Source organism: Serinibacter salmoneus (genome assembly GCF_002563925.1).
GTDB classification, from domain to species: Bacteria; Actinomycetota; Actinomycetes; order Actinomycetales; family Beutenbergiaceae; genus Serinibacter; species Serinibacter salmoneus.
The window spans coordinates 656,869-679,665 of sequence record NZ_PDJD01000001.1; the positions used below are offsets into that span (position 1 = coordinate 656,869).

At 72.2% G+C, this 22,797-nt stretch carries 18 protein-coding genes and 1 riboswitch; of the genes, 14 read left to right on the plus strand and 4 right to left on the minus strand.

Features of this window, described 5'->3' with window-relative positions:
* The first annotated feature begins 88 nt into the window (after positions 1-88).
* Positions 89-997, plus strand: coding sequence for an LLM class flavin-dependent oxidoreductase (locus tag ATL40_RS02830; RefSeq protein WP_169925829.1), 909 nt, complete (start codon positions 89-91; stop codon positions 995-997).
* Positions 994-3,363, plus strand: coding sequence for an FAD-binding protein (locus ATL40_RS02835; RefSeq protein WP_211283048.1), 2,370 nt, complete (start codon positions 994-996; stop codon positions 3,361-3,363). The genes ATL40_RS02830 and ATL40_RS02835 overlap by 4 nt, the downstream gene beginning before the upstream one ends.
* Before the next feature lie 5 nt (positions 3,364-3,368).
* On the opposite strand, the gene ATL40_RS02840 is transcribed toward ATL40_RS02835, so the two are convergent.
* Positions 3,369-4,130 (minus strand): response regulator, encoded by a 762-nt coding sequence (locus tag ATL40_RS02840; protein WP_098468223.1) that lies wholly within the window; start codon positions 4,128-4,130, stop codon positions 3,369-3,371.
* Positions 4,127-5,560 carry a sensor histidine kinase gene (locus ATL40_RS02845; protein ID WP_098468224.1) on the minus strand — a complete coding sequence of 478 codons (1,434 nt, stop codon included), beginning with the start codon at positions 5,558-5,560 and terminating at the stop codon, positions 4,127-4,129. The genes ATL40_RS02840 and ATL40_RS02845 overlap by 4 nt, the downstream gene beginning before the upstream one ends.
* A gap of 102 nt (positions 5,561-5,662) precedes the next feature.
* Between ATL40_RS02845 and ATL40_RS02850 the strand changes: the two genes are divergently transcribed.
* The 10 genes from ATL40_RS02850 to ATL40_RS02895 all read left to right on the plus strand — a co-directional run bounded on the left by ATL40_RS02850 (position 5,663) and on the right by ATL40_RS02895 (position 17,493).
* Positions 5,663-6,841, plus strand: coding sequence for a class I SAM-dependent methyltransferase (locus ATL40_RS02850; protein ID WP_098470231.1), 1,179 nt, complete (start codon positions 5,663-5,665; stop codon positions 6,839-6,841).
* 62 nt (positions 6,842-6,903) lie between these two features.
* Positions 6,904-9,633 carry a DNA helicase PcrA gene (pcrA, locus tag ATL40_RS02855; RefSeq protein WP_098470232.1) on the plus strand — a complete coding sequence of 910 codons (2,730 nt, stop codon included), beginning with the start codon at positions 6,904-6,906 and terminating at the stop codon, positions 9,631-9,633.
* Positions 9,634-9,732: 99 nt separating this feature from the next.
* Positions 9,733-9,984: an antitoxin gene (locus ATL40_RS02860; protein WP_098468225.1), complete on the plus strand. Its 252-nt coding sequence runs from the start codon at positions 9,733-9,735 to the stop codon at positions 9,982-9,984.
* On the plus strand, positions 9,981-10,436 hold the full coding sequence (locus ATL40_RS02865) for a TA system VapC family ribonuclease toxin (protein WP_245866629.1): 456 nt from the start codon (positions 9,981-9,983) through the stop codon (positions 10,434-10,436). Before ATL40_RS02860 ends, ATL40_RS02865 begins: the two co-directional genes overlap by 4 nt.
* A gap of 150 nt (positions 10,437-10,586) precedes the next feature.
* A complete protein-coding gene (sucC, locus tag ATL40_RS02870; RefSeq protein ID WP_098468226.1) occupies positions 10,587-11,753 on the plus strand; it encodes an ADP-forming succinate--CoA ligase subunit beta in 1,167 nt (388 codons plus the stop codon).
* A 33-nt stretch (positions 11,754-11,786) separates the two neighbouring features.
* Positions 11,787-12,662: a succinate--CoA ligase subunit alpha gene (gene sucD / locus ATL40_RS02875; protein WP_098468227.1), complete on the plus strand. Its 876-nt coding sequence runs from the start codon at positions 11,787-11,789 to the stop codon at positions 12,660-12,662.
* Positions 12,663-12,833: 171 nt separating this feature from the next.
* Positions 12,834-14,306 carry a cell division protein PerM gene (locus ATL40_RS02880; protein WP_143556840.1) on the plus strand — a complete coding sequence of 491 codons (1,473 nt, stop codon included), beginning with the start codon at positions 12,834-12,836 and terminating at the stop codon, positions 14,304-14,306.
* A gap of 25 nt (positions 14,307-14,331) precedes the next feature.
* Complete coding sequence (purN, locus tag ATL40_RS02885; RefSeq protein WP_098470234.1) at positions 14,332-15,021, plus strand: phosphoribosylglycinamide formyltransferase; 690 nt, start codon at positions 14,332-14,334, stop codon at positions 15,019-15,021.
* Between the two features lie 79 nt (positions 15,022-15,100).
* Positions 15,101-15,208: riboswitch (ZMP/ZTP riboswitch) on the plus strand.
* A 21-nt stretch (positions 15,209-15,229) separates the two neighbouring features.
* On the plus strand, positions 15,230-16,906 hold the full coding sequence (purH, locus tag ATL40_RS02890; RefSeq protein WP_098468229.1) for a bifunctional phosphoribosylaminoimidazolecarboxamide formyltransferase/IMP cyclohydrolase: 1,677 nt from the start codon (positions 15,230-15,232) through the stop codon (positions 16,904-16,906).
* 299 nt (positions 16,907-17,205) lie between these two features.
* The gene (locus ATL40_RS02895) at positions 17,206-17,493 is read left to right on the plus strand and encodes a DUF3017 domain-containing protein (protein WP_098468230.1); all 288 of its coding nucleotides are present in this window, start codon (positions 17,206-17,208) and stop codon (positions 17,491-17,493) included.
* Positions 17,494-17,545: 52 nt separating this feature from the next.
* Here ATL40_RS02895 and ATL40_RS02900 read toward each other — a convergent pair whose 3' ends face one another.
* Positions 17,546-18,805, minus strand: a complete 1,260-nt coding sequence (locus ATL40_RS02900) for an aquaporin (RefSeq protein ID WP_211283049.1) — start codon at positions 18,803-18,805, stop codon at positions 17,546-17,548.
* Between the two features lie 286 nt (positions 18,806-19,091).
* On the opposite strand from ATL40_RS02900, the gene ATL40_RS02905 reads away from it, so the two are divergent.
* Both ATL40_RS02905 and ATL40_RS02910 read left to right on the plus strand, forming a co-directional pair.
* On the plus strand, positions 19,092-20,309 hold the full coding sequence (locus ATL40_RS02905) for an NADP-dependent isocitrate dehydrogenase (protein WP_098468231.1): 1,218 nt from the start codon (positions 19,092-19,094) through the stop codon (positions 20,307-20,309).
* A 128-nt stretch (positions 20,310-20,437) separates the two neighbouring features.
* On the plus strand, positions 20,438-21,427 hold the full coding sequence (locus ATL40_RS02910; RefSeq protein ID WP_098468232.1) for a malate dehydrogenase: 990 nt from the start codon (positions 20,438-20,440) through the stop codon (positions 21,425-21,427).
* Positions 21,428-21,577: 150 nt separating this feature from the next.
* Here the strand turns inward: ATL40_RS02910 and ATL40_RS02915 are convergent, their stop codons facing one another.
* Complete coding sequence (locus ATL40_RS02915) at positions 21,578-22,714, minus strand: substrate-binding domain-containing protein (RefSeq protein ID WP_098468233.1); 1,137 nt, start codon at positions 22,712-22,714, stop codon at positions 21,578-21,580.
* Positions 22,715-22,797: the final 83 nt, after the last annotated feature.

Sequence of the window (22,797 nt, forward strand, 5' to 3'; positions counted from 1 at the left end):
CTCGCGGGTTTCGTCGTCCCTCGCGGACTGGGTACTGCAGCTGCCCGGCGACTCGGGGCGGAATGCGCCGCGCGATCCATGCGTTGTCATGCACATGGACTACGGGCGTGACCTGACTTTCGGTGCATTCCTCACCCCCAGCAACGCCGACCCGGAGGCCGTGGTGGACCGCGCGGTCGTCGCGGAGGAGGTGGGCCTGGACCTGGTGACCTTCCAGGACCACCCCTACCAGCCCAGCTTCCTGGACACCTGGACCCTGCTGTCCTGGGTCGCGGCCCGCACCAGCACCATCCGCCTGTCCGGGAACGTGCTGAACCTCCCGCTGCGCCCGCCCGCGGTGCTGGCGCGTGCCGTGGCGAGCCTGGACCTGCTCTCCGGCGGGCGCGTGGAACTGGGCCTGGGCGCCGGCGCGTTCTGGGACGGCATCGCCGGCATGGGGGTGGAGCGACTCACCCCGGGTCAGGGCGTTACCGCGCTGGAGGAGGGCATCGACATCATCCGCGGGCTGTGGGACACCTCCAGCCGCGAACGGCTGGTGGCGGGTGGGGAGTACCACCGGGTCGAGGGCGCCAGACGAGGCCCCGCACCCGCGCACCCGGTGGAGATCTGGCTCGGCGCCCTCAAGCCGCGCATGCTGCGCCTGGTGGGCCGCAAGGCCGACGGTTGGCTGCCCTCGATGGCCTACCTGAAGGACCCGATGGCCGAGCTCGCCGCGGGCAACGACACCATCGACACCGCGGCCCGCGCGGCCGGGCGCGACCCGGCTGCCGTGCGCCGCATGCTCAACATCGGCGGCCGATTCGCCCAGCAGGGCACCGGCGTCTTCGACGGTCCGCCCGAGGCCTGGGCCGACGAGGTGGTGCGCCTCGCGACGCAGCGTGGCGTGGACACCTTCATCCTCGCGACCGACGACGTGGCGCAGCTCGCGGCCTTCGGCCAGCAGGTGGCGCCCCTCGCGCGCGAACAAGTGGCCGCTGCCCGGGCGGTCCACTCGTGAACGACCAGCCCGTGAACGACCAGCCCGGGAGCCGCGGAGCGGACCACAGCCCCGAGCAGCCCCGCGACCTCGGACATCCGCTGCGCCTGGGGCTCCTGCTACCCGACGACGATCCTGCCCTGGCCACGCAGCTCGCCTGGGCCGCTGCGCGGGTCGGCGTGGACCTCCTGGCCGCGCGCGACGGTGAGGACGGTGAGGCGTGGACCACGCTGGCCTATCTCGCGTCGGCACTCGCGGAGGGCGGCGATCCGGGGGCGCCGATCGACGGCGCCCGCCAGGGGGCAGGTGAGGAGTCCGGTCCGCGAGCCCCGATGGACCTGCTCGCCATCGTCTCGGCCGCGGGCAACCCCGCCGTCCTGGGCCGGGCGGCGGCGAGCCTGGACCTGCTCTCCGGCGGCCGGTTGGAGCTCGCGCTCGACCCGGGTGTGCCCGGCCCTCTCGACGCGAGCAGCGAGCCACCCCAGCCCCACCACGCCGAGGACCGGGCCGCCGAGTCCCTCCGCGTGATCACGGGGATCTGGGACACCGGGGACCCGGGCAAGCTGCGCTTCCGCGGTGAGCACGTCACGGTGGCGGGGACCCCGCGCGGCCCGGCGCCGGCTCACCCGCTGCGCCTCGGCTTGGTGGCGCAGCGCCGCCGCGCGCAGCGGATGGCCGGCCGCCTCGCGCAGTCCTGGGTGAGCCTCGAGGCGCCCATCGGCGCATCGATCGGGGACGGCGAGGGTGGCGAGGAGGGCATCGCCGCGCTGGTGGAGCACTGGCGGCGCGCCCGCACGCAGGTGGACGACGCCGCCGTGGCCGCAGGGCGGGACCCCCGCGAGATCGTCGGCACCGTGCTGGTGCCACCCGCATTCTCGGCGGGCAACTCCCTCCCGGTCTCGATGCTGCTCGGGGTTGCTGCCGGTGTCTCCACGTTCCTCATCGCGCCCGCCAGCGTGGAGGAGCTGGAGGTGTGGGCCGAGAACGCCGACCGGGTGCGCCGCGAGGTGGCCGACGCGCGCGAGCAGGCCGGCATCGCCGTCGGGATCCGGCCGTCCCTGGCGGTGCGCCAGGCGCGCGTGCCCGGGATCGACTATGACGCAATCCCCTCGGAGCTCGACCCGATCGAACCCGGCGACCCGCGCTACGGCACCGTGCGCTCCACCTACATGCGCGGCGGCCGGCCCGGCCTCGTGCTGCGTCCCCAGGATGCGGCGGGGGTGTCCGCCGCGGTCCGCTACGCCCGCGCGCAGGGCGCCCCCGAAGCGATGCCGTTGTCGATCCGCTCGGCCGGACACGGCATGAGCGGCCGCTCCACGAACGACGGCGGGATCGTCATCGACCTGCGCGCGATGCGCAGCATCGAGGTACTCGACGCCGCCACGCGGCTTGTGCGGATCGGCCCCGGCGCGCAGTGGGGGGAGGTGGCCGCGGCCCTCGCGCCCCGCGGCTGGGCGATCAGTTCCGGCGACTCCGGCGGCGTGGGCGTCGGTGGTCTGGCGACCGCCGGCGGCATCGGGCTGCTCGGGCGACAGTTCGGCCTGACGATCGACCACATCACCGCCGTGGAGATGGTGCTGGCGGACGGGTCACAGGTGCGTGCGAGCGCGAGCGAGAACGCCGAGCTGTTCTGGGGCGTGCGAGGGGCGGGTTCCGCACTCGGGATCGTCACCGCCTTCGAGATGCGCGCGCAGGAGGTCGGCGACGTCGGGCTCGCGATACTGGTGCACCCGATGCCTGATGCCGCCGACCTGCTGGAACGCTGGGGTGAGGTGGCCGCCGCTGCCCCCCGGGAGGTGACCTCCTTCCTGCTGGCACAGGGCGCCCGAGCGGGCCAGGACGCCATGGCCCAGAGCATCACGGTGGTGAACCGGTCCGAGCCGGAGGCGATCCTCGCGGACCTGCAGCCGCTGGCGGATGTCGCGCCGCTGGCGCAGCAGCAGGTGGTCCTCACGCCGTATGCGGGTGTGGTGGTGCCGAGCCAGCCGACGCATCGGGGCCGTGGCGCACCCGTCACTCGCTCGGTGCTGCTGGAGGAGATCACCCCCGAGGCGGCCGCCGCCATGGCGGACCTCCTCGCCTCCGGTCAGGTGCACTTCTTCCAGATCCGCACCACGGGTGGCGCCGCCGCGGACGTCCCCGTGGACGCGACGGCGTACGCGGGCCGACGCGGGGCGTTCTCCGTGCTGGCCATGGGGAGCGAGCGTGCGGCCCTGAACGCGGCCTTCGCCCCGGTGGAGGCGTTCGGCGTGGGCAACTACCACTCCTTCGAGACTGAACCGGGCCGGGAGCCGCAGACCTTCGGGCCGAACCTGCCGCGCCTCCTGGCGCTCAAGCGGGAGGTGGATCCGCACAACGTCTTCCGCGACAACGTGGTGCTCGCCTAGCGCGATCAGTCGAGCGGCACCAGTCCGTGGCGGTAGGCGTAGGCCACGGCCTGCACGCGGTCGCGCAGCGCGAGCTTCATCAGGACGTTGGAGACGTGGGTCTTCACCGTGGCCCGGCCCACGAACAGCGTGCTCGCGATCTCGTCGTTCGACAGTCCCTGGGCGAGCAGGCGCAGCACCTCCAGCTCGCGCTCGGTCAGGTGTTCGACCTCGGGCGGAAGCGGCACCTCGGGGGTGGGGTCGGGCCCGGGTGCCGGGGTGGACCGGGGTGCCGCGGGGTCGGCGGTGACGTCCGCACCCGGAGCGAGGCCGGGCAGGGGTGCACCACCGGCCACGGCCCGCTGGATCACGGCCATCGTCACCTCGGGGGAGAGCAGGCTGTCCCCGGCGGCGACGGCGCGGATGCCCTCCGCGAGACGCTCCGGCGGGGAGTTCTTCAGCAGGAATCCGCTGGCACCGGCGATCAGGGCCTCCTCGAGGTAGTCCTCGCGCTCGAAGGTGGTGAGGATGAGGACCCGGGCGTGCCCGGCGGCCACGATCTGCCGGGTTGCGGCGATGCCGCCCATCCCGGGCATCTCCACGTCCATGCAGATCACATCCGGCCGCAGTTCGGCCGCGAGCGCGATGGCCCGCTCACCGCTCTCGGCCTCACCGATGATCGCGATGTCCGGGTTGGCGCCCACGATCACGGCGATGCCCTGCCGGATCAGCGCGTGGTCGTCCACGAGCAGGGTGCGGATGGCGGCGGACTCTCCGGGGGTGCTCACGGCGCCATCCTTCCCGACTCCTCCTGCGGCGTGTCCGGCACGCCCGGTCCCGGGCTCGTTCGCTCCGGGCTCGTTCGATGCTGTGCCCCTCGATCCAGTGCCGTTCGGTCCCGCGGCACTCGGGCGCGGACCAGGAAGCCGCGGCGCTCCCGCGGCCCGGCCTCGAGGCTGCCACCGAGCGCCGCCATGCGCTCGCGCATTCCTGCGATCCCGAGCTGCGCGCCGCCGGCGTATCCGCGGGAGCGGCCCGCGCCGTCGTCGGAGACCTCCAGTTCCACCGCGTCCTCGAGCCAGCGCAGCCGCACCACCGCGTGGGTGCCGGTGCCCCCATGCTTGCGCACGTTCGTCAGGGCCTCCTGGCACACCCGGTAGAGCGCGAGCTGTGCCACATCGCTCACCGCGGACGGTTCGCCGATCTCCTCCAGCTCCGTGACCACCCCGGAGGCCTGCGACTCCGCGACCAGGTCGGTGATCTGGGTCAGGCGGATCGCGGAGACCACGGGGCCGGCGTCCTCGTCCCGCAGCGTGCCGAGCATGGAGTACAGGTCCGATACCGCGCTGCGCGCGGAGGACTCCAGGTCCGCCAGCTGCCCGCGCGCGCGCTCCACATCGGAGTCGAGCAGGACCCGTGCGGCGCCCGCCTGGATGCCGATGAGGGAGACGTGGTGGGCCACCGAGTCATGCAGTTCGCGTGCGATCCGCAGCCGCTCGATCGTGACGGCCTGCCGGGAGAGCAGGTCCCGCTGCCGCTCGAGCTCGCGGGTGCGCGCCACCGTCAGTGCGCGTTGCCGTGCCGCGCGATAGGAGTGCTCCCCGAACCAGTACGCGCCCGCGAAGTACAGGACGTTCACCAGGAGTTGCTGCATGAGCACGGCCGCGAACGGGGAGAGCGCGCCCAGGCCGGGACCCTCCATGTCCGGGGCGTCGGTGATCGCGCGGAAGAAGGAGACCACGAGCCACGCGAACATGATCACGATCACGGCCACGCGTGACCACCGCGCCCGGCGTCGGTCCCGCTCCCACGCGCCCACGGTGTAGATCGCGCTGAAGAGCGCGATGTTGAGGATGATGGTCTCCTGCACTGAGAGCTCCCCGGCCACGATCATCGCGACGGCGACGATGGCCATCACCGGGGCGGGCGCCACCCGCCGCCACGCCAGCGGGAGGACCGCGAGCGCGAGCATCGCCACCGCCAGGGGCAGCGGCGCCGGGTCGGAGAACATCCCGATGGCCTGACCGAGCGCCAGCGAGAGCACGCCGGCCCCGAACAAGGCCGCCGCGATCGCGACATCGGCGCGCGCCTGCTCGGGCGTGGGCCCGGGGCGTGCCCACAGGGTGGACTCCGGGTCGTGGCGCGGATCCAGGGGCGGCGCGGGGTCCACCGATCCGGGCGCGGGAGCGCTCGAACGGGAATCGGCCGTGGAGGTCATGGCGTCACGGTAGCCGCGCCCGCCGACATCCCGCCTCCACCCCGCGGCCTCCGCCACGCGGGGGAGGCGGGCCGCGGGAGGCAGGTGCGGGAGGATGGCTGGGTGCCCCGACCCTCACAAGACCTCGCCGACCTCCTCACCTCCCTGCGCCGCAGCCCCGATCTGGAGGGGCCGAACCTCGAGGCGCACGACGCCGCCGATCGCCTGATCCTGGACGAGGCCGCGCCGTTCATCGCTCAGGCGGGCGTGACCGAGCCGGCCGGGGACGCCGGGGTGAGCGACGTCGTCGTGCTCGGTGACACCCACGGGGCCCTGAGCCTGGGGCTGGCTGCCCTCGGGGCCGGGGTCGTGGTGGCCACCGACTCGGTGCTCGGTGAGCGCGCGATCGCGGCGAACGCGCAGCGCGCCGGTCTCACGCAGCGCGTGCGGATCGCTGCGCTGACCGGGGACGCCGTGGGCCCCGATCTCCTGTCCGGCGCCCGTCTCGTGGTGATGCGGCTGCCGCGGGCGCTCGCGGAACTGGCCGAGATCAGCGAACTCATCGCGCAGCACGCCGACCCCGGCGTGCGGGTGGTGGCCGGAGGACGCGAGAAGTACCTGACCCGGCGGATGAACGACGTCCTGGAGCGTTCCTTCGCCCAGGTTCACGCCTCCCTCGGCCGGCAGAAGTCCCGTGTGCTGCACGCCGCCGGCCCCCGCCCCGATGCCCCACGCGGCACCTACCCGCAGCGCGCCGAGCATCTCGGGCTGCAGGTGGTGGCGCACGGCGGCGCCTTCGCCGGCACCGACCTCGACCTCGGGTCGCGTTACCTGCTCACCTTCGCCGACCGGATGGCGCCCGAGGCGGCCACCGCGGCGGACGCCGGCTGCGGCACGGGGATCCTCGCCGTCGCCCTCGCGAGCGCCCGACCCGACCTGCACGTGACGGCGAGCGACATCTCCGCCTGGGCCGTGGCCTCCGCCCGGGAGACGGCGCGGGCCAACCGGGTCGAGGACCGCGTCGAGGCCGTGCGCGCGGATGCCCTGGAGACGCTGCCGAGTCGCAGCGTGGACCTCGTGGTGTGCAATCCGCCGTTCCACTCCGGCGTGGCGGTCGAACCCGACGCCGCCCGCGGCCTGCTGCGGGACGCCGGCCGGGTGCTGGCCCCGGGCGGGGAACTGTGGTGCGTGTTCAACTCCCGCCTGGCCCGGGCGCGGGAACTGCGCCGCCTGGTCGGTCCCACCGAGGTGATGGGCGACAACGGCACCTTCACGGTCACGCGCAGCGTGCCGCGCGGCTGAGCCGGTGCCTGGCGGCTGTGCGTGCCGCCGATGTCACACCCGCCGCCTACCCTGGTCCCATCATGACGACGCTCTTCGACGACCTCCCCCAGCCCGGGGGCGGCTCCGCGGTGACGGCCGCGGGCGCCACCCTCCCCGGGATCAGCCCGCTCGCCCGCAGCGAGGCCGGTATGGACGGCGGCGACGGCGCCGCGTCGCCGCGAGGTGGTGGACGTCGCCGCTCCGCACAGGACCTGCTCGAGGGGCTCAACCCGCAGCAGAAGGAGGCCGTCACCCACCGCGGTGACCCGCTGCTGATCATCGCCGGGGCGGGTTCCGGCAAGACCCGCGTGCTCACCCACCGCATCGCGCACCTGCTGGCCACCGGTGAGGCGCGACCGGGGGAGATCCTCGCGATCACCTTCACCAACAAGGCCGCGGCGGAGATGCGCGAGCGCGTCGAGGAACTCGTCGGCCCCGCCGCCCGGGTGATGTGGGTCTCCACGTTCCACTCCGCGTGCGTGCGGATCCTTCGGCGCGAGCACAAGGCGCTCGGGCTGCGGTCCTCCTTCTCCATCTATGACGCGGCGGACTCCCAGCGGCTCATGCAGCTGGTGTGCAAGGAACTCAACCTCGACCCGAAGAAGGTGCCGCCGAAGGCGATCAGCAACAAGGTCTCCGACCTGAAGAACGAGCTGATAGACGCGGACGACTTCGCCCGTACCGTCACGGAGTCCAACTCCTTCGATCAGGCGCTCGCCGCCGCCTACCGTGCCTACCAGGAGCGGCTGCGGCAGGCCCACGCGCTGGACTTCGACGACCTCATCGCCACCACCGTGCACCTGCTGCGCGCCTTCCCCGCGATTGCGGAGAACTACCGGCGCCGATTCCGCCACGTGCTGGTGGATGAGTACCAGGACACCAACCACGCCCAGTACGTGCTGGTGAAGGAACTCGCGGGGGTGGCGAACCCGGAGAGTGTGGAGGGTCGGCTGGCCACCTGGGACGAGGCGGTCGACGGCGCCGCCGGAGACGATCCTGCCGGCGCCCCGGGCGGGGCTGCTCAGGGCGCCGCCGGTTCCGCGGGCAGCGTCGGCCGGGTGCCGCCGGGGCAACTCACCGTGGTGGGCGACGCCGACCAGTCGATCTACGCCTTCCGAGGCGCCACGATCCGCAACATCCTGGAGTTCGAGGAGGACTACCCGCAGGCGCGCACCATCCTGCTGGAGCAGAACTACCGCTCCACCCAGAACATCCTTTCCGCCGCCAACGCGGTGATCGCGCGCAACCCCGACCGGCGCAAGAAGAACCTGTGGACCGCGCAGGGCGCGGGCGCGAAGGTGATCGGGTACGTGGCGGACTCCGACCACGACGAGGCCCGGTTCGTGGCCGAGGAGATCGACTCCCTCGGGGACAACGAGGGCGTCAAGCCCGGCGACGTCGCGATCTTCTATCGCACCAACGCCCAGTCCCGCGCGCTGGAGGAGGTGCTGATCCGCACTGGCATCCCCTACAAGGTGGTCGGCGGCACGCGCTTCTACGAGCGCAAGGAGGTCAAGGACGCGATCGCCTACCTGCGGGCGATCGCGAACCCCGACGACGCGGTGAACCTGCGCCGCATCCTCAACGTGCCCAAGCGCGCCATCGGGGACCGCACCGAGGGCGCGATCGCGTGGTTCGCCGAACGGGAGCGGATCTCCTTCGGCGCCGCCCTGGAGCGCTACGAGGAGATCGGGATGCCCGCCCGCGCCTCGGGCGCCGTCGGCGGCTTCGCGGAACTGATGTTCGGGCTGCGCGAGCTCGCCGCTTCGGGGGCCACCCCGGCGGAGATCCTCGATGCCGCGCTGGATCGTTCCGGGTACCTCGCCGAGCTGCGCGCCTCCGACGACCCGCAGGACGCCTCCCGGGTGGAGAACCTCGCGGAACTGCACGCGGTGGCGGCGGAGTTCAGCGAGGGTGAACCCGAGGGCGACCTCGCGGACTTCCTCGAGCGGGTTGCGCTGGTGGCGGACGCCGACCAGATCCCCGAGCACGATGGTGGTGGGGTCGTGACGATGATGACGGTCCACACGGCTAAGGGACTGGAGTTCCCGGTCGTGTTCGTCACCGGCCTGGAGGACGGCACCTTCCCGCACCAGCGCTCGCTGGCCGACACCAGCGAGCTCAGCGAGGAGCGGCGCCTGGCCTACGTGGCGCTGACCCGCGCGCGGGAGCGGCTCTACCTCACCCGTGCGGCGCTGCGCACTTCCTACGGCATGCCGAACCAGATGCCGGCCTCCCGATTCCTGGACGACATCCCGGCCGACGTCATGGACTGGCGGCGGGAGGAGTCCGCGACCGAGGCGATGCGCGGCGGCTGGGGCGGCGGGTACGGCTCCGGGTACGGACGTGGCGGCGGCTACCGGTCCGGCGGTGGGTACGGCGGCTACGAGACCGACGACACCGACGGCGGGTACGTCTACGGGTCCGGGTCCGGCGGGCGCGGCAGTAGTGGACGTGGCACCGGCGCAGGTGGCTACGGGTCAGGTGGCTACGGGTCTGGTGGTTACGGCTCCGGTCGGCGGGGCTCCACCGGTCCTCGCACGGGGGTCGGCAGCGGTGGCGGCACCGGCGGCGGGGGAGCGCGCGGCAAGAGCGGCGCGGCCGACGTCCCCTCCCTCGCGATCGGCGACCGGGTCAACCACGACTCCTACGGCATGGGCACCGTGGTGGCCGTGGAGGGCGCGGGATCCTCCAGCGTCGCGAAGATCGACTTCGGCAGCGCCGGCACCAAGCGCCTGCTGCTGCGCTACTCCCCGGTCTCCAAACTCTGACACGGAGCCTCCGCCAGGAATGCGGGGTTCACGAGATCGAGATCCGGACGTAGGCATTCAGGCATCACCGCATCAATGTGTGTGATGCTATGATGCACCATGCGCACGACGGTGACCCTGGAGCCCGAGGCCGAGATCCTGATTCGTCAGGTGATGCGGGAACGCGGCCTGTCCTTCAAGGACGCCATCAACCAGGCCATCCTCGATGGGCTCCGCCCGGCCAGGGCTGCCGGCCACGTCACGCCGACCCACGACCTCGGCGGCGCCCGGGTGCCGCTGGATCGCGCGCTGTCCGTGGCGGCGGATCTCGAGGACGATGAGCTCCTGAGGCGCCGTGAGGTCGGGAAGTGACTCAGCGCACCGCAGGCGGCGCCCCGAGCCTGGTCGATGCCAACGTCCTGATCTACGCCGTCGACACAGCCTCCACCCACCACTCCCGGGCGAAGTCGTGGATCGACGAGGCGCTCGCGGGCACCCAGACCGTGCTGATGCCGTGGGTCAGCCTCCTCGCTTTCGTGCGGCTCACGACCCATCCGCGGATCTTCGAGCGCCCACTCACGCCGGAGACGGCGCTCGGGATCGTCGAGGGGTGGCTGGGATGCGACAACGTGGTCGCCCCTGAGCCCGACACTCGCCACGTGCGGCGGCTGACCGACCTTCTCGCGGCCACCGGTGGCAGGGGTGGCAACCTCGTCAACGACGCACACCTCGCGGCGCTTGCCGTGCAGTGGGGGGCGCGCGTGGTCACCTTCGACTCCGACTTCGGTCGGTTCCCCGGCGTTCACTGGTTCTCGCCCGCGTAAGAGGCGAGGGCCGTGCGCTGCGCGCCGATGTGACATGCGCCGCGCGACTGCCCGGATTCCCGCCACATCCCCTAGGCTGGGTCACGATGTCTCTACGTCGAGACAACTCGGCGCCGAGCGCCCCGGACGGGCGCGTACGAAAGGACCTCTGTGGACCTGTTCGAGTACCAGGCACGCGACGTCTTCGAGAAGCACGGTGTGCCCGTGCTGCGCGGGATCGTCGCCACCACCCCCGAGGAGGCCAAGGCGGCCGCCGAGGAGCTGGGCGGCGGCGTGGTCGTGGTGAAGGCTCAGGTGAAGACCGGCGGACGCGGGAAGGCCGGCGGCGTGAAGCTCGCCAAGAGCCCCCAGGAGGCGTTCGACCGTGCCAGTGAGATCCTCGGGATGGACATCAAGGGGCACACCGTGCACCGCGTGATGATCGCCGAGGGTGCCGACATCGCCGAGGAGTACTACTTCTCGGTGCTGCTGGACCGCGCGAACCGCTCCTACCTGGCGATGGCCTCGAAGGAGGGCGGCGTCGAGATCGAGCAGCTCGCCGTCGAGCGCCCGGAGGCGCTGGCGCGCATCGCTGTCGACCCGACCACCGGCATCGACGCGGCCAAGGCCGCCGAGATCGCCGCCGCCGCGGGGTTCGAGGGTGACCTGGCCGAGAAGGTCGCGGACGTCATGGTGAAGCTGTACGGCGTGTACACCGGCGAGGACGCCACCCTGGTGGAGGTCAACCCGCTGGTGAAGACCGGCGACGGCCGCGTCATCGCCCTGGACGGCAAGGTCACGCTGGACGCCAACGCCGACTTCCGCCACCCCGACCACGCCGACCTGGAGGACGCCGCCGCGGTGGACCCGCTGGAGGCGAAGGCCAAGGAGAACGACCTCAACTACGTCAAGCTCGACGGCTCCGTGGGCATCATCGGCAACGGCGCGGGGCTGGTCATGTCCACGCTCGACGTCGTGGCCCTGGCCGGTGAGAAGCACGGCGGCGTGACCCCGGCGAACTTCCTCGACATCGGCGGCGGTGCGTCCGCCGAGGTGATGGCCGCCGGCCTGGACGTGATCCTCGGCGACGCCCAGGTCAAGAGCGTGTTCGTCAACGTGTTCGGCGGCATCACCGCGTGCGACGCCGTGGCCAACGGCATCGTGGCGGCCCTGGAGATCCTCGGTGACGAGGCCACCAAGCCGCTCGTGGTCCGCCTGGACGGCAACAACGTGGAGGAGGGCCGCCGCATCCTCGCCGAGGCCGCGCACCCCCTCGTCACCCTTGCCGACACCATGGACGGTGGGGCGGACAAGGCCGCCGAGCTGGCCAACGCCTGATCGCCCGAGACAGCCAGACAAGGAAGCAGATACATGTCGATCTTCATTGACGCCGACTCACGCGTCATCGTCCAGGGCATGACCGGTTCGGAGGGCATGAAGCACACCACGCGCATGCTCGCCTCCGGCACCACGATCGTCGGCGGCGTGAACCCGCGCAAGGCCGGCACCTCCGTGGACTTCGACGGCACCTCCGTGCCGGTGTTCGGCTCTGTCGCCGACGCCATGGCGGAGACCGGCGCCGACGTCTCGGTGATCTTCGTTCCCCCGGCGTACACGAAGTCCGCCGTGGTGGAGTCGATCGAGGCGGGCATGCCGCTCACGGTCATCATCACCGAGGGCATCCCGGTGGCCGACTCCGCGGAGTTCTACGCCCTCGCGGCCGCCAAGGGCGTGCGCCTCATCGGCCCGAACTGCCCCGGCATCATCAGCCCCGGCAAGGCCAACGTCGGCATCATCCCGGCGAACATCACCGGCCCGGGCAAGGTGGGGCTGGTCTCCAAGTCCGGCACGCTGACCTACCAGATGATGTACGAGCTGCGCGAGTACGGTTTCTCCACCGCCATCGGCATCGGCGGCGACCCGGTCATCGGCACCACCCACATCGACGCCCTCGAGGCCTTCGAGCAGGACCCGGAGACCGAGGTCATCGTGATGATCGGTGAGATCGGCGGCGACGCCGAGGAGCGCGCGGCGGACTACATCAAGGCGCACGTCACCAAGCCGGTCGTCGGCTACGTGGCGGGCTTCACCGCCCCGGAGGGCAAGACGATGGGCCACGCCGGCGCGATCGTCTCAGGCTCCGCGGGCACCGCCGCCGCCAAGAAGGAGGCCCTCGAGGCCGCGGGCGTCAAGGTCGGCACCACGCCGAGCGAGACCGCCCAGCTCGCGCGCGACCTGCTCGGCTGAGGTCGCCCCGCAGCGCGGCCTGAACGGCAGTCCGACCGACGGCGCCGCCTCCTGGAGTAGGAGGCGGCGCCGTCGCGCATCCAGGTGCGAGAGGCGTGTGCGACCGGCCGCCTCTGGCTGCCCCGGCGTGGCAGTCGTGGGTTGGCGTGCGCGGCGCGGCACCATGGAGCGGTGCCCAGACCACCCGCCCCACGCGCCGTGCAGCGCCCGAGCGCCCGGCCTTCGCCCGGCTCCGCGCAGGCGAGCGCGCCGGGGGCGCAAGCGCCCTCCGACTCCTCCCCGCGGGAGCGGGCCACGCCGCGGCGCCAGGTGAGCCGCGCCGTCGCGACCCTGGAGCGTGAGCCGCAACCGCTGGACCTTCCCGGAGGCTCGAGCGAGCACCGTGCCACCCGCCGGTTCGGGCTGATCGAGCCCGGGGCAGCGGAACCGAGTGGCACGCTGCGCGAGGTCTGGCGCGCGGTGCGCGCCGGGCTGGAGACGGTGCTGCTGTCCTGGTTGATCGCCGTCGTGCCCGTCGTGGCGACCTATGTCGCGACCGTTGCCTCCCCGGTGCTGGGGGAGTCCAGTTGGGCGGATGCGACGGCGCAGGGCACCCGGGCGTGGCTGCTCGGCTGGGGTGAACCCTTCCCCGTGTCCGACTCCGCCCCCGTGACCCTGGTCCCGCTGGTGCTGCCACTGATCGCCTTCGCGCTCATCGGCGGCGCCCTTCGGCGAGCTGAACTCCTCCACGCCTGGGCCGCGGCGATCACCGGGGGTGTGATGGCGCTCGGACTCGTGGTGGGGTATCTCTCGGTCGGTGCCTCGCCCACGGTACGGGGCACGCTGATCGCACTCGCCCTGCTCGGTCTCGGCGTCGCGCGGGCATGGTTCGCGCTGCCGTGGGTGAGCATGCCTGGTCCGGTCACCGTGCACCGTGGCCTGCGCGCGGCCTCCCGCACGCTGATCGCCCTGGTGGCCCTGGGGGTGGCCGCCGTGCTGTACGCGATCCTGCGGGACCTCGCCGCCACGGTCGAGATCCACCAGGCGCTGCGAGCCGACGTCCTCTCGGGTTCCCTGCTCGTGCTGGCCGAACTCGCGCTGCTGCCGACCTTCGGGGTCTGGGCAGCGGCCTTCTTCCTGACGCCCGGGTTCCACATCGGCCTCGCGCAGGCCTCGCCCCTGGAGGTGGTGGTCGGCCCGCTGCCCGTGCTGCCGATCTTCGCCGCCTTCCCGAACGAGCAGGACGCCCACGGCCTGATCGTCGCGGCGGTGCCGTTGCTGGTCGTGGCCGCACTCCTCGTCCCGGCGTTGTGCGCCGCGCACACCTGGCTCGACCGGGCGATCACCGGCGGCACGGCTCTGGCCGGATTCGTGCTCGGCATGACCGGACTGGCCTGGTTGAGCGGCGGGTGGAGCGAGGGGGCGAGCGTCGGACCGCTGAGCGATGTGGGTACGGCGGCCTCCGAGGTCGCCCTCGCCGCTCTGGTGGTGGGCGTGCTGGGTGCGGGTCTGGCGTTGGCGGTCTCCCTCGGCTTGCAGCGCTGGGGCGTGCCGGAGCGAGCGCGAGAGGTGCTCGATCGTCATCTCGGCGCCGACTCCGCCGCCCGCGGTGTGCTGCGCGCGGTCCGTCACCCACTGCGCAGCCTTCGCGACGCCCGCCGCTGATCCGGCCGCGCGCTACGGTGGCCCCGTGACCCGCGACGACGCCCCCGCCCTCGTTCCCGACCCACAGCCGCACGACGCCGCGCACGGCGCTCGCCTGGTGGTGCTGATCTCCGGCGGCGGCTCCAATCTGGCCGCGCTGCTCGCCGCGTGCGAGGAACCCGGCTACGGCGCCCAGGTGGTGGCCGTGGGCGCCGACCGCTTCACTGCCGGTGGCCTCGCCCTCGCGCAGGAGCGCGGCATCCCCACCTTCGTCACCAGGGTCGGGGACTTCGCGGAGCGCACCGAGTGGGACGAGGCGCTCACCGAGCAGGTCTCCGAGTACCGCCCGGACCTGGTCATCTCCGCCGGGTTCCTCAAACTCGTCGGCGCCGCGTTCCTGGCGCAGTTCGGCGGCCGCTACCTCAACACCCACAACTCCCTGCTGCCGGCCTTTCCCGGGATGCAGGCACCGGCGGATGCGCTGGCCCACGGGGTGAAGGTGGCTGGGGCGACCCTGTTCGTGGTGGACGCCGGTGTGGACGCCGGCCCGATCATCGCCCAGACGGCGGTGCCGGTGCTGGACGAGGACGATGTGGAGACCCTCACCGAGCGCATCAAGGTGGCCGAACGCGCCCAGCTCGTGGACGTGGTCGGGCGTATGGCGCGGCATGGCTGGGTGGTGCGCGATCGACGGGTGACCATCGGCGCTCCGCACCCCCACGGCGGCCTGGCCTGACCGGGGGCCTCGCCTGACGCCGGCCTGGCCTGACGCCGGCCTGATCCTGGTGTGACCGGTCGGTCCGGCGACTAGACTCGTCCCGGGCCGTGACTGGCGAGCCGTCACTGCGACAGGGTGGAGAACCACCGGGGAGCGGCCTGGTGCCTGACCGTCACCTCGTGCGCCGATCGCCTGGGCGCGTGGGATCCGATCACCAAGGAGCCCCATGGCACACGCTGCCACCCCCGCCAACCCGACCCCCGACGTCATCGCCGTGCGCCGCGCGCTGGTCTCCGTCTACGACAAGACCGGCCTGACCGAGCTCGCCACCGCCCTGCACGCCGCCGGCGTGGAGATCGTCTCCACCGGGTCCACCGCCCGCACCATCGCCGAGGCCGGCATCCCCGTGACCGGCGTGGAGGAGGTCACCGACTTCCCCGAGATGCTCGACGGTCGGGTCAAGACCCTGCACCCGCGCGTGCACGGCGGCATCCTCGCCGACCGTCGCGTGCCCGAGCACATGGCCACTCTCGCCGAGCACGGCATCGAGCCGTTCGACCTCGTGGTGGTCAACCTCTACCCCTTCACCGACACGGTGGCTTCCGGGGCCGATGAGGACCAGTGCATCGAGCTGATCGACATCGGCGGGCCCTCCATGGTGCGCGCCGCCGCGAAGAACCACGCCGCGGTGGCCGTGGTGGTGGATCCCAGCGGCTACGAGGCCGTCGCCGCCGCCGTGAGCGCCGGCGGTTTCTCCTTCGCCCAGCGCCGCCAACTCGCCGCTGAGGCGTTCCGGCACACCGCGAGCTACGACGTCGCCGTGGCCTCCTGGATGGGAGGGATCATCACGGACGACGGCGTGGCCGACCAGGGCGGTCCCGTCGCCTCCGGCTTCCCCGCCTGGGCGGGTGCCACCTGGGAGCGGGCCGCGGTGCTGCGCTATGGGGAGAACCCGCACCAGGGCGCCGCGCTGTACGTCTCGCACGAGGCCGCCCCGGGCCTCGCCCAGGCCGAGCAGCTGCACGGCAAGGAGATGAGCTACAACAACTACGTCGACTCCGACGCCGCGTGGCGCGCCGCGCACGACCACGACACCCCCGCGGTGGCGATCATCAAGCACGCGAACCCGTGCGGGATCGCCGCGGCGCCCGCGAGCCAGGCGGACAGGGTCGAGGCCGACATCGCCGAGGTGTACGCCGCGGCGCACGCCTGCGACCCGGTCTCCGCGTTCGGCGGCGTGATCGCCACCAACCGCGAGGTCACCGCCGCGATGGCCGAGCGCGTGGCGGAGGTCTTCACCGAGGTGGTGCTCGCGCCGTCGTTCGTCCCGGAGGCGTTGGAGATCCTCACCCGCAAGAAGAACATCCGGCTGCTCACCGTGCCCGGGGCTCCCGTGCCGGGTCTGGAGACCCGCCCGATCTCCGGCGGACTGCTCGTGCAGCAGCGCGACATGGTCGACGCCGAGGTCGCCGGCGAGGCCGGCACCAGCGGCGGGGACGACCCGCGCCACTGGACCCTGGCGACCGGCGAGGCCGCGGACGAGGCGACGCTCGCGGACCTCGCGTTCGCCTGGCGCGCGGTGCGCGCGGTGAAGTCCAACGCGATCCTGCTCGCCTCCGGCGGGGCGTCCGTGGGCGTGGGGATGGGCCAGGTGAACCGGGTGGACTCCTGCCGCCTGGCGGTGGAGCGCGCGAACGCGCACGGCGCCGAGCGGGCGCGGGGCGCCGTGGCGGCCTCGGACGCGTTCTTCCCGTTCGCCGACGGCGCCCAGGTGCTCATCGACGCCGGCGTGCGCGCGATCGTGCAGCCCGGGGGCTCGGTGCGCGACGCCGAGGTGATCGAGGCCGCGGCCGCCGCCGGCGTGACGATGTACCTGACCGGGACGCGCCACTTCGCCCACTGAGGGCTGGGGCTGGGGCTGGGCGCGCGGCACCCCGCCGCGCGCCCACCTCTGCATCGAGCGTGGTGTTGCGCGGCCCCTTCCTCGCCGAGCGTGCTGTTGCGCAGCCCCTTCCTCGCCGAGCGTGCTGTTGCGCCGCCCCTTCCTCGCCGAGCGTGCTGTTGCGCAGCCCCTTCCTCGCCGAGCGTGCTGTTGCGCAGCCCCTGCGCGTGCGCCCGCGGCCTAAGCACCCGCTCGGCGAGCAGGTCAGGCAGCAGCAGCAGCGCAGGCGGCGTCCAGGACGGACGCGTAGGCTGCGGGGCGTGCAGACGTCCCGCATCAACGGCATGCAGCGTGCTGCGGTCCTCGCCGTGGTGGTGAGTGTGGCCGTCGCGGTGCTGGTCTCGGTGCCGTTGGGCGCGCGCATCCTGGCGACCGTGATGCTCGGCCTCGCATTCCAGCGTGCCGTGATCCGCGACCGCGCCGTGACGTTCGCCGTGCGGGGCCGCGTCTTCGACGTGCTGCTACTGGGGGGCCTCGGCGCCGTGATCGGCTACCTGTCCTTCGCGCCGGATCTCGTGGCCGGTGTGCCGCCGCCACCACCCGCCTGAACCGACAACGCCCCGCCGTCCGATCGGACGGCGGGGCGCTGTGCTGTGAGTCTCAGGCGCGCGGCTGACCGCCCTCGTCGCCCTCGGTGTCCTCGGCGGTGGCCTCGGCGGCAGCGGCCTCCACCGCCGCGTCCTCGGCCTCCAACTCGGCCGCCTTCGCGACCACCTCCGCCGCAGCGGCGGCGTCGTCGGCCTCCTCGGCGGCGGCCTCGGCGGCAGCGGCCTCGGTCGCGGCCGCGTCGGCAGCGCGGCGCGCGAGCATCGCGTCGATCTCCGCGGCGTCGGCGTTGGGGGTGAAGGCGCCGGACACGGAGCCGCTCTCGGCACCGGCCGCGGAGCCGGCGGCGGCGGTGGCGGAGGCAGCAGCGGTGGCGGCGGACGGAGCGGTCGATTCCTCGGCCACCATGTCGTTCCACGCGCCCTCGGTGCCGGCGTCGGCGCTGGGCTTCACGGCAGTCGGTGCGCCCGCGGCGAGCAGGGCGATCAGGCCGGCGATCGCGGCCCCGATCAGCGGCGCCACCCAGAACAGCCACACCTGCTGCAGCGCCCAGGTGTCGGAGAAGAACGCCGTCGCGAGGGAGCGGGCCGGGTTCACCGACCCGTTGGTGAACGGCACGAGCAGTGCGAGCACGGCCGCGAGCGTGAGCCCGATCGCCACGGGCGCGTAGGTGAGCTTGGCGCGCTTGGAGGTGACACCGAGGATGACGCCCACGAACACCGCCGTCCCGATGATCTCGATGAGCAGCGCGGCGGGGAGCTGGAAGGTCGCCGTCTCGGCCACAGCGCTGTCCAGGGAGGCCGCGATCGTGGTGTAGACGGGGGAGTGCTCGCCGAAGCCGGTGCTGGTGGTGGAGAAGAGGCCACGGGCGTCGGCCTGGCCGAACAGCGCGGGCATGCCGCCGGGGATCAGCAGGAACAGGAACGCCGCGGCCACGGTGCCGCCCACGATCTGCGCGATCCAGTAGGGCAGCACGTGCGCCCAGCGGGTGCGCTGCGCGATCGCGGCGCCGAACGTCACGGCGGGGTTGAAGTGCCCGCCGGAGATGTGCCCCACGGCGCTGGCCGCCCCGATCACGGCGATGCCGAACCCGAGGGGCACCGCGAGCCCCGCACCGGCCACGCCGCTGATGTTCGCCCACAGCGCGGTGCCCACGCCGAACAGCACGAGCACGAAGGTGCCGAAGGCCTCGGCGCCGAGCTTGGTGAGCAGGCCGTACTCGAACGGCTCGTCCACGAGGTCGAGGCCTGCGGCATCGGCCTCACCCACAGTGCTGGGCGCCTCGGCGCCGGTGGACAGGTCGGTGGTGGACATGCGGGACTCCCTGAACTCGTTGGTGATGGTGCGCGCACGGGGGCGTGCACAGGGGTGTCCCGTCGGGCATTCCCGGCTGTGCGCGTCTGCTCGGCATCCTCCCATCCCGCGCTGGACGGTGTCTGGGAACGGGCCGCCATGTCGGTGTCGCGTTCCCCACAGCGCTCCCGGACAGGGGCTTCCGACGCCGCCAGGTGTCTCGACGTCGAGAAATCCCGCCGCGCTCCGATAGCCTGGGGGGACATCGATCACACATATCCCCGAACGGGACCACTGGAGGGACCGCATGTCGAAGATCAAGGTGGCAGGGCCCGTCGTCGAACTCGACGGCGACGAGATGACCCGCATCATCTGGCAGTTCATCAAGGACCGCCTCATCCACCCCTACCTCGACGTGGACCTGCGGTACTACGACCTGTCGATCCAGCACCGCGACGCGACGGACGACCAGGTCACGATCGACGCGGCGAACGCGATCAAGGAGCACCACGTCGGTGTGAAGTGCGCCACGATCACGCCGGACGAGGCGCGGGTGGAGGAGTTCGGCCTGAAGAAGATGTGGGTCTCGCCCAACGGCACGATCCGCAACATCCTCGGCGGCGTCGTGTTCCGCGAGCCGATCATCATCTCCAACGTGCCGCGCCTGGTGCCGGGGTGGACGAAGCCGATCATCATCGGCCGTCACGCACACGGTGACCAGTACAAGGCCACGAACTTCAAGGTGCCGGGCGCCGGCACGCTGACGGTGACCTTCACCCCCGAGGACGGCTCCGCCCCGATCGAGCACGTGGTGGCCAACTACGGCGACGACGGCGGCGTGGCGATGGGTATGTACAACTTCACCCAGTCGATCATCGACTTCGCCCGGGCCTCCTTCGAGTACGGCCTCAAGCGCAACTACCCGGTGTACCTGTCCACCAAGAACACGATCCTGAAGGCCTACGACGGCGCCTTCAAGGACATCTTCGCGGACGTCTTCGAGCGTGAGTACAAGGCGCAGTTCGACGCCGCGGGCCTGCACTACGAGCACCGCCTCATCGACGACATGGTCGCCTCGGCCATGAAGTGGGAGGGCGGGTACGTCTGGGCCTGCAAGAACTACGACGGCGACGTGCAGTCCGACACCGTGGCGCAGGGCTTCGGCTCCCTGGGCTTGATGACGTCCGTGCTCATGACCCCGGACGGCCAGACCGTGGAGGCAGAGGCCGCGCACGGCACCGTGACCCGCCACTACCGCCAGCACCAGCAGGGCAAGCCCACCTCCACCAACCCGATCGCCTCGATCTTCGCGTGGACCCGGGGCCTGGCGCACCGCGGTGTGCTGGACTCCACCCCCGAGGTCACCGGCTTCGCCGAGACCCTGGAGGACGTGGTCATCAAGACCGTCGAGTCCGGCAAGATGACCAAGGACCTGGCGCTGCTGGTGGGCGCCGACCAGGCCTACCAGACCACCGAGGAGTTCCTCGCGAGCCTGGACGAGAACCTGGCGGCCCGCCTGGCCTGATCGGCCGGCGCTGCCTGAGCGCGCACCCGGGGGTGCGGCGTGGGTCCACGGACCTGCGTCCCGCCCCGGGTGCGCGTTTTCGTCCTAGGGTGGGGGGAGCACCCGTACCCGCGACGAAAGGCACGTCGATGTCGACGCCGGCCCCCCTGACCCTCACCCTGTCCGGCGCAGCTGGGCAGATCGGCTATTCGCTGCTGTTCCGGGTGGCGAGCGGGGAGGTGTTCGGCCCCGATCAGCCGGTGCGGATCCGGATGCTGGAGGCCCCGGGCGCAGTGCGGGCCGCCGAAGGCGTGGCCATGGAACTGCAGGATGCCGCGGCGCCGCTCGTGGCGGACGTGGACATCAGCGATCAGCCGCGGCGGGCTTTCGACGGCGCAGACCTGGCCATCCTCGTGGGCGCGCGTCCGCGCACGGCCGGGATGGAGCGGGCCGACCTGCTCGAGGTGAACGCCGGGATCTTCGGCCCGCAGGGTGAGGCGATCAACTCCGTCGCGAACGAGGGCATCCGGGTGCTGGTGATCGGCAACCCAGCGAACACGAACACGATGATCGTGGCGGCCCATGCCCCGGATGTGCCGCGCAACCGCTTCTCCGCGCTCACCCGGTTGGACCACAACCGTGCCCTGGCCCAGCTGGCTGCCCGTAGCGGGGCGCCGGTGGGGGAGATCTCCCGGGTGACCATCTGGGGCAACCACTCCCGCACCCAGTACCCCGACGTCCGCCACGCCCTCATCCAGGGACGACCGGCGCTGGAGGTCGTGGACCGGGAGTGGGCCGAGGGGGAGTTCATCGACACCGTCGCGCAGCGTGGCGGTGCCATCATCGCGGCGCGCGGCGGCTCCTCCGTGGCCTCCACGGCCACCGCGATCATCGATCACGTGCACCGCCGCCTCCACGGCGTGCGCGAGGGGGACTGGTCCTCGGCCGGCCGCATCTCCGACGGCTCCTACGGCGTGCCGGAGGGGCTGGTGTGCTCCTACCCGGTGATCTCCCGGGACCAGGAGTGGGAGATCGTGCAGGGCCTGGAGGTCGACGCCTTCTCCCGGGCGCGCATCGATGCCTCGGTGGCCGAACTCATCGAGGAGCGCGAGGCCGTGCGCCACCTCGGCCTCATCTAGCACGACCGGCCACCGAGGAGGCGCCCAAGCCACACCCGGCGCCCTCGACGAGACGATCCCCGCAACTCCCTGGGACCAGGGTGTTGCGGGGATCGCGGGGACCCGCCCGATCAGCGTCGGGTCCGGTGGTGCCCGGATGCGGGCGGGCGGTCAGCCCTCGGTCAACGGCGCGAGCGTCGAGTCGTTCGCGTAGACCTCTGCGGCGTTCTCCTGGGTCACGATGATCGGCTCCAGGAGGTAGGACGGGACGACCTTGACGCCGTTGTCGTACGACTCGGTGTCATTGATCGGGATCTCCTCGCAGGCAGCCAGCGCGTTCACGGAGGCGATGGACTGTGCCACGAGCTCACGGGTGTCCTTGTAGATGGTCGAGTACTGCTCGCCGGCGACGATCGACTTCACCGACTCGACCTCGGAGTCCTGGCCGGTGATCACCGGAGTGTCCTTCCCGGCCTGGGAGACCGACGTCAGCGCGGCACGGGCCAGCGTGTCGTTGGGGGAGAGTACACCGTGCAGCGGGGTGTCCCCCGAGTAGGAGCCGGAGAGGATCGTGTCCATCCGCTTCTGCGCGTTCTCAGCCTTCCACCCCTGCGTCGCGGCCTGCTCGAAGGTCGTCTGCCCGGAGACCACCGTGAGGGTACCGTCGTCGATCTTCGGCTGCAGCACACTCATGGCGCCCTCGAAGAACGGGATCGAGTTGGCGTCGTCGGCGGACCCGGCGATGAGTTCGATGTTGTACGGGCCCTCGCCCTGGCGCTCAGCGAGTCCCTGCAGCAGGGCCTCGCCCTGGAGCACGCCGACCTGGTAGTTGTCGAAGGCGATGTACGCGTCGACGGCATCCGTGTTCTTCACGAGACGGTCGTAGGCGATGACGGTCGCGCCGGAGTCCTTCGCGCTCTGCAGCTGGCCACCCAGTTGTGAGCCGTCGATGGCGCCCACGATGATGACCTCCGCCCCTTGCTGCACCATGGAGTCGATCTGGTTCTGCTGCTCGGTGACGCCGCCGTTCGCGAACTGGACGAGGGGTTCGTACCCCGCCTCGGCAAGCCCGTCGTTGAACAGCTCCTCGGCGAGAACCCAGTTCTCCGACGTCTTCTGAGGCAGGGCGACGCCGATGGTGGCGCCCTCCCCGAAACAGACCTCGGACCCTTCGGTGGTCTCGGTCGACGACTCGGCCTCGGTCGTGGATTCGGCGGAATCCGTGGACCGCTCGCTGGAGCACGCGGTCAGGGCCAGGGCGCTAGCGGCTCCGACTGCGAGAATCTTCGTGAGGGTGCTGCTTCTCATGTCTCTGCCTTTTCTGTGGTGCATCCATCATTGGATGCGGGGTTGGAGCATCTTGGCGGATGCGCGGGTGGTGCCGATCAGCG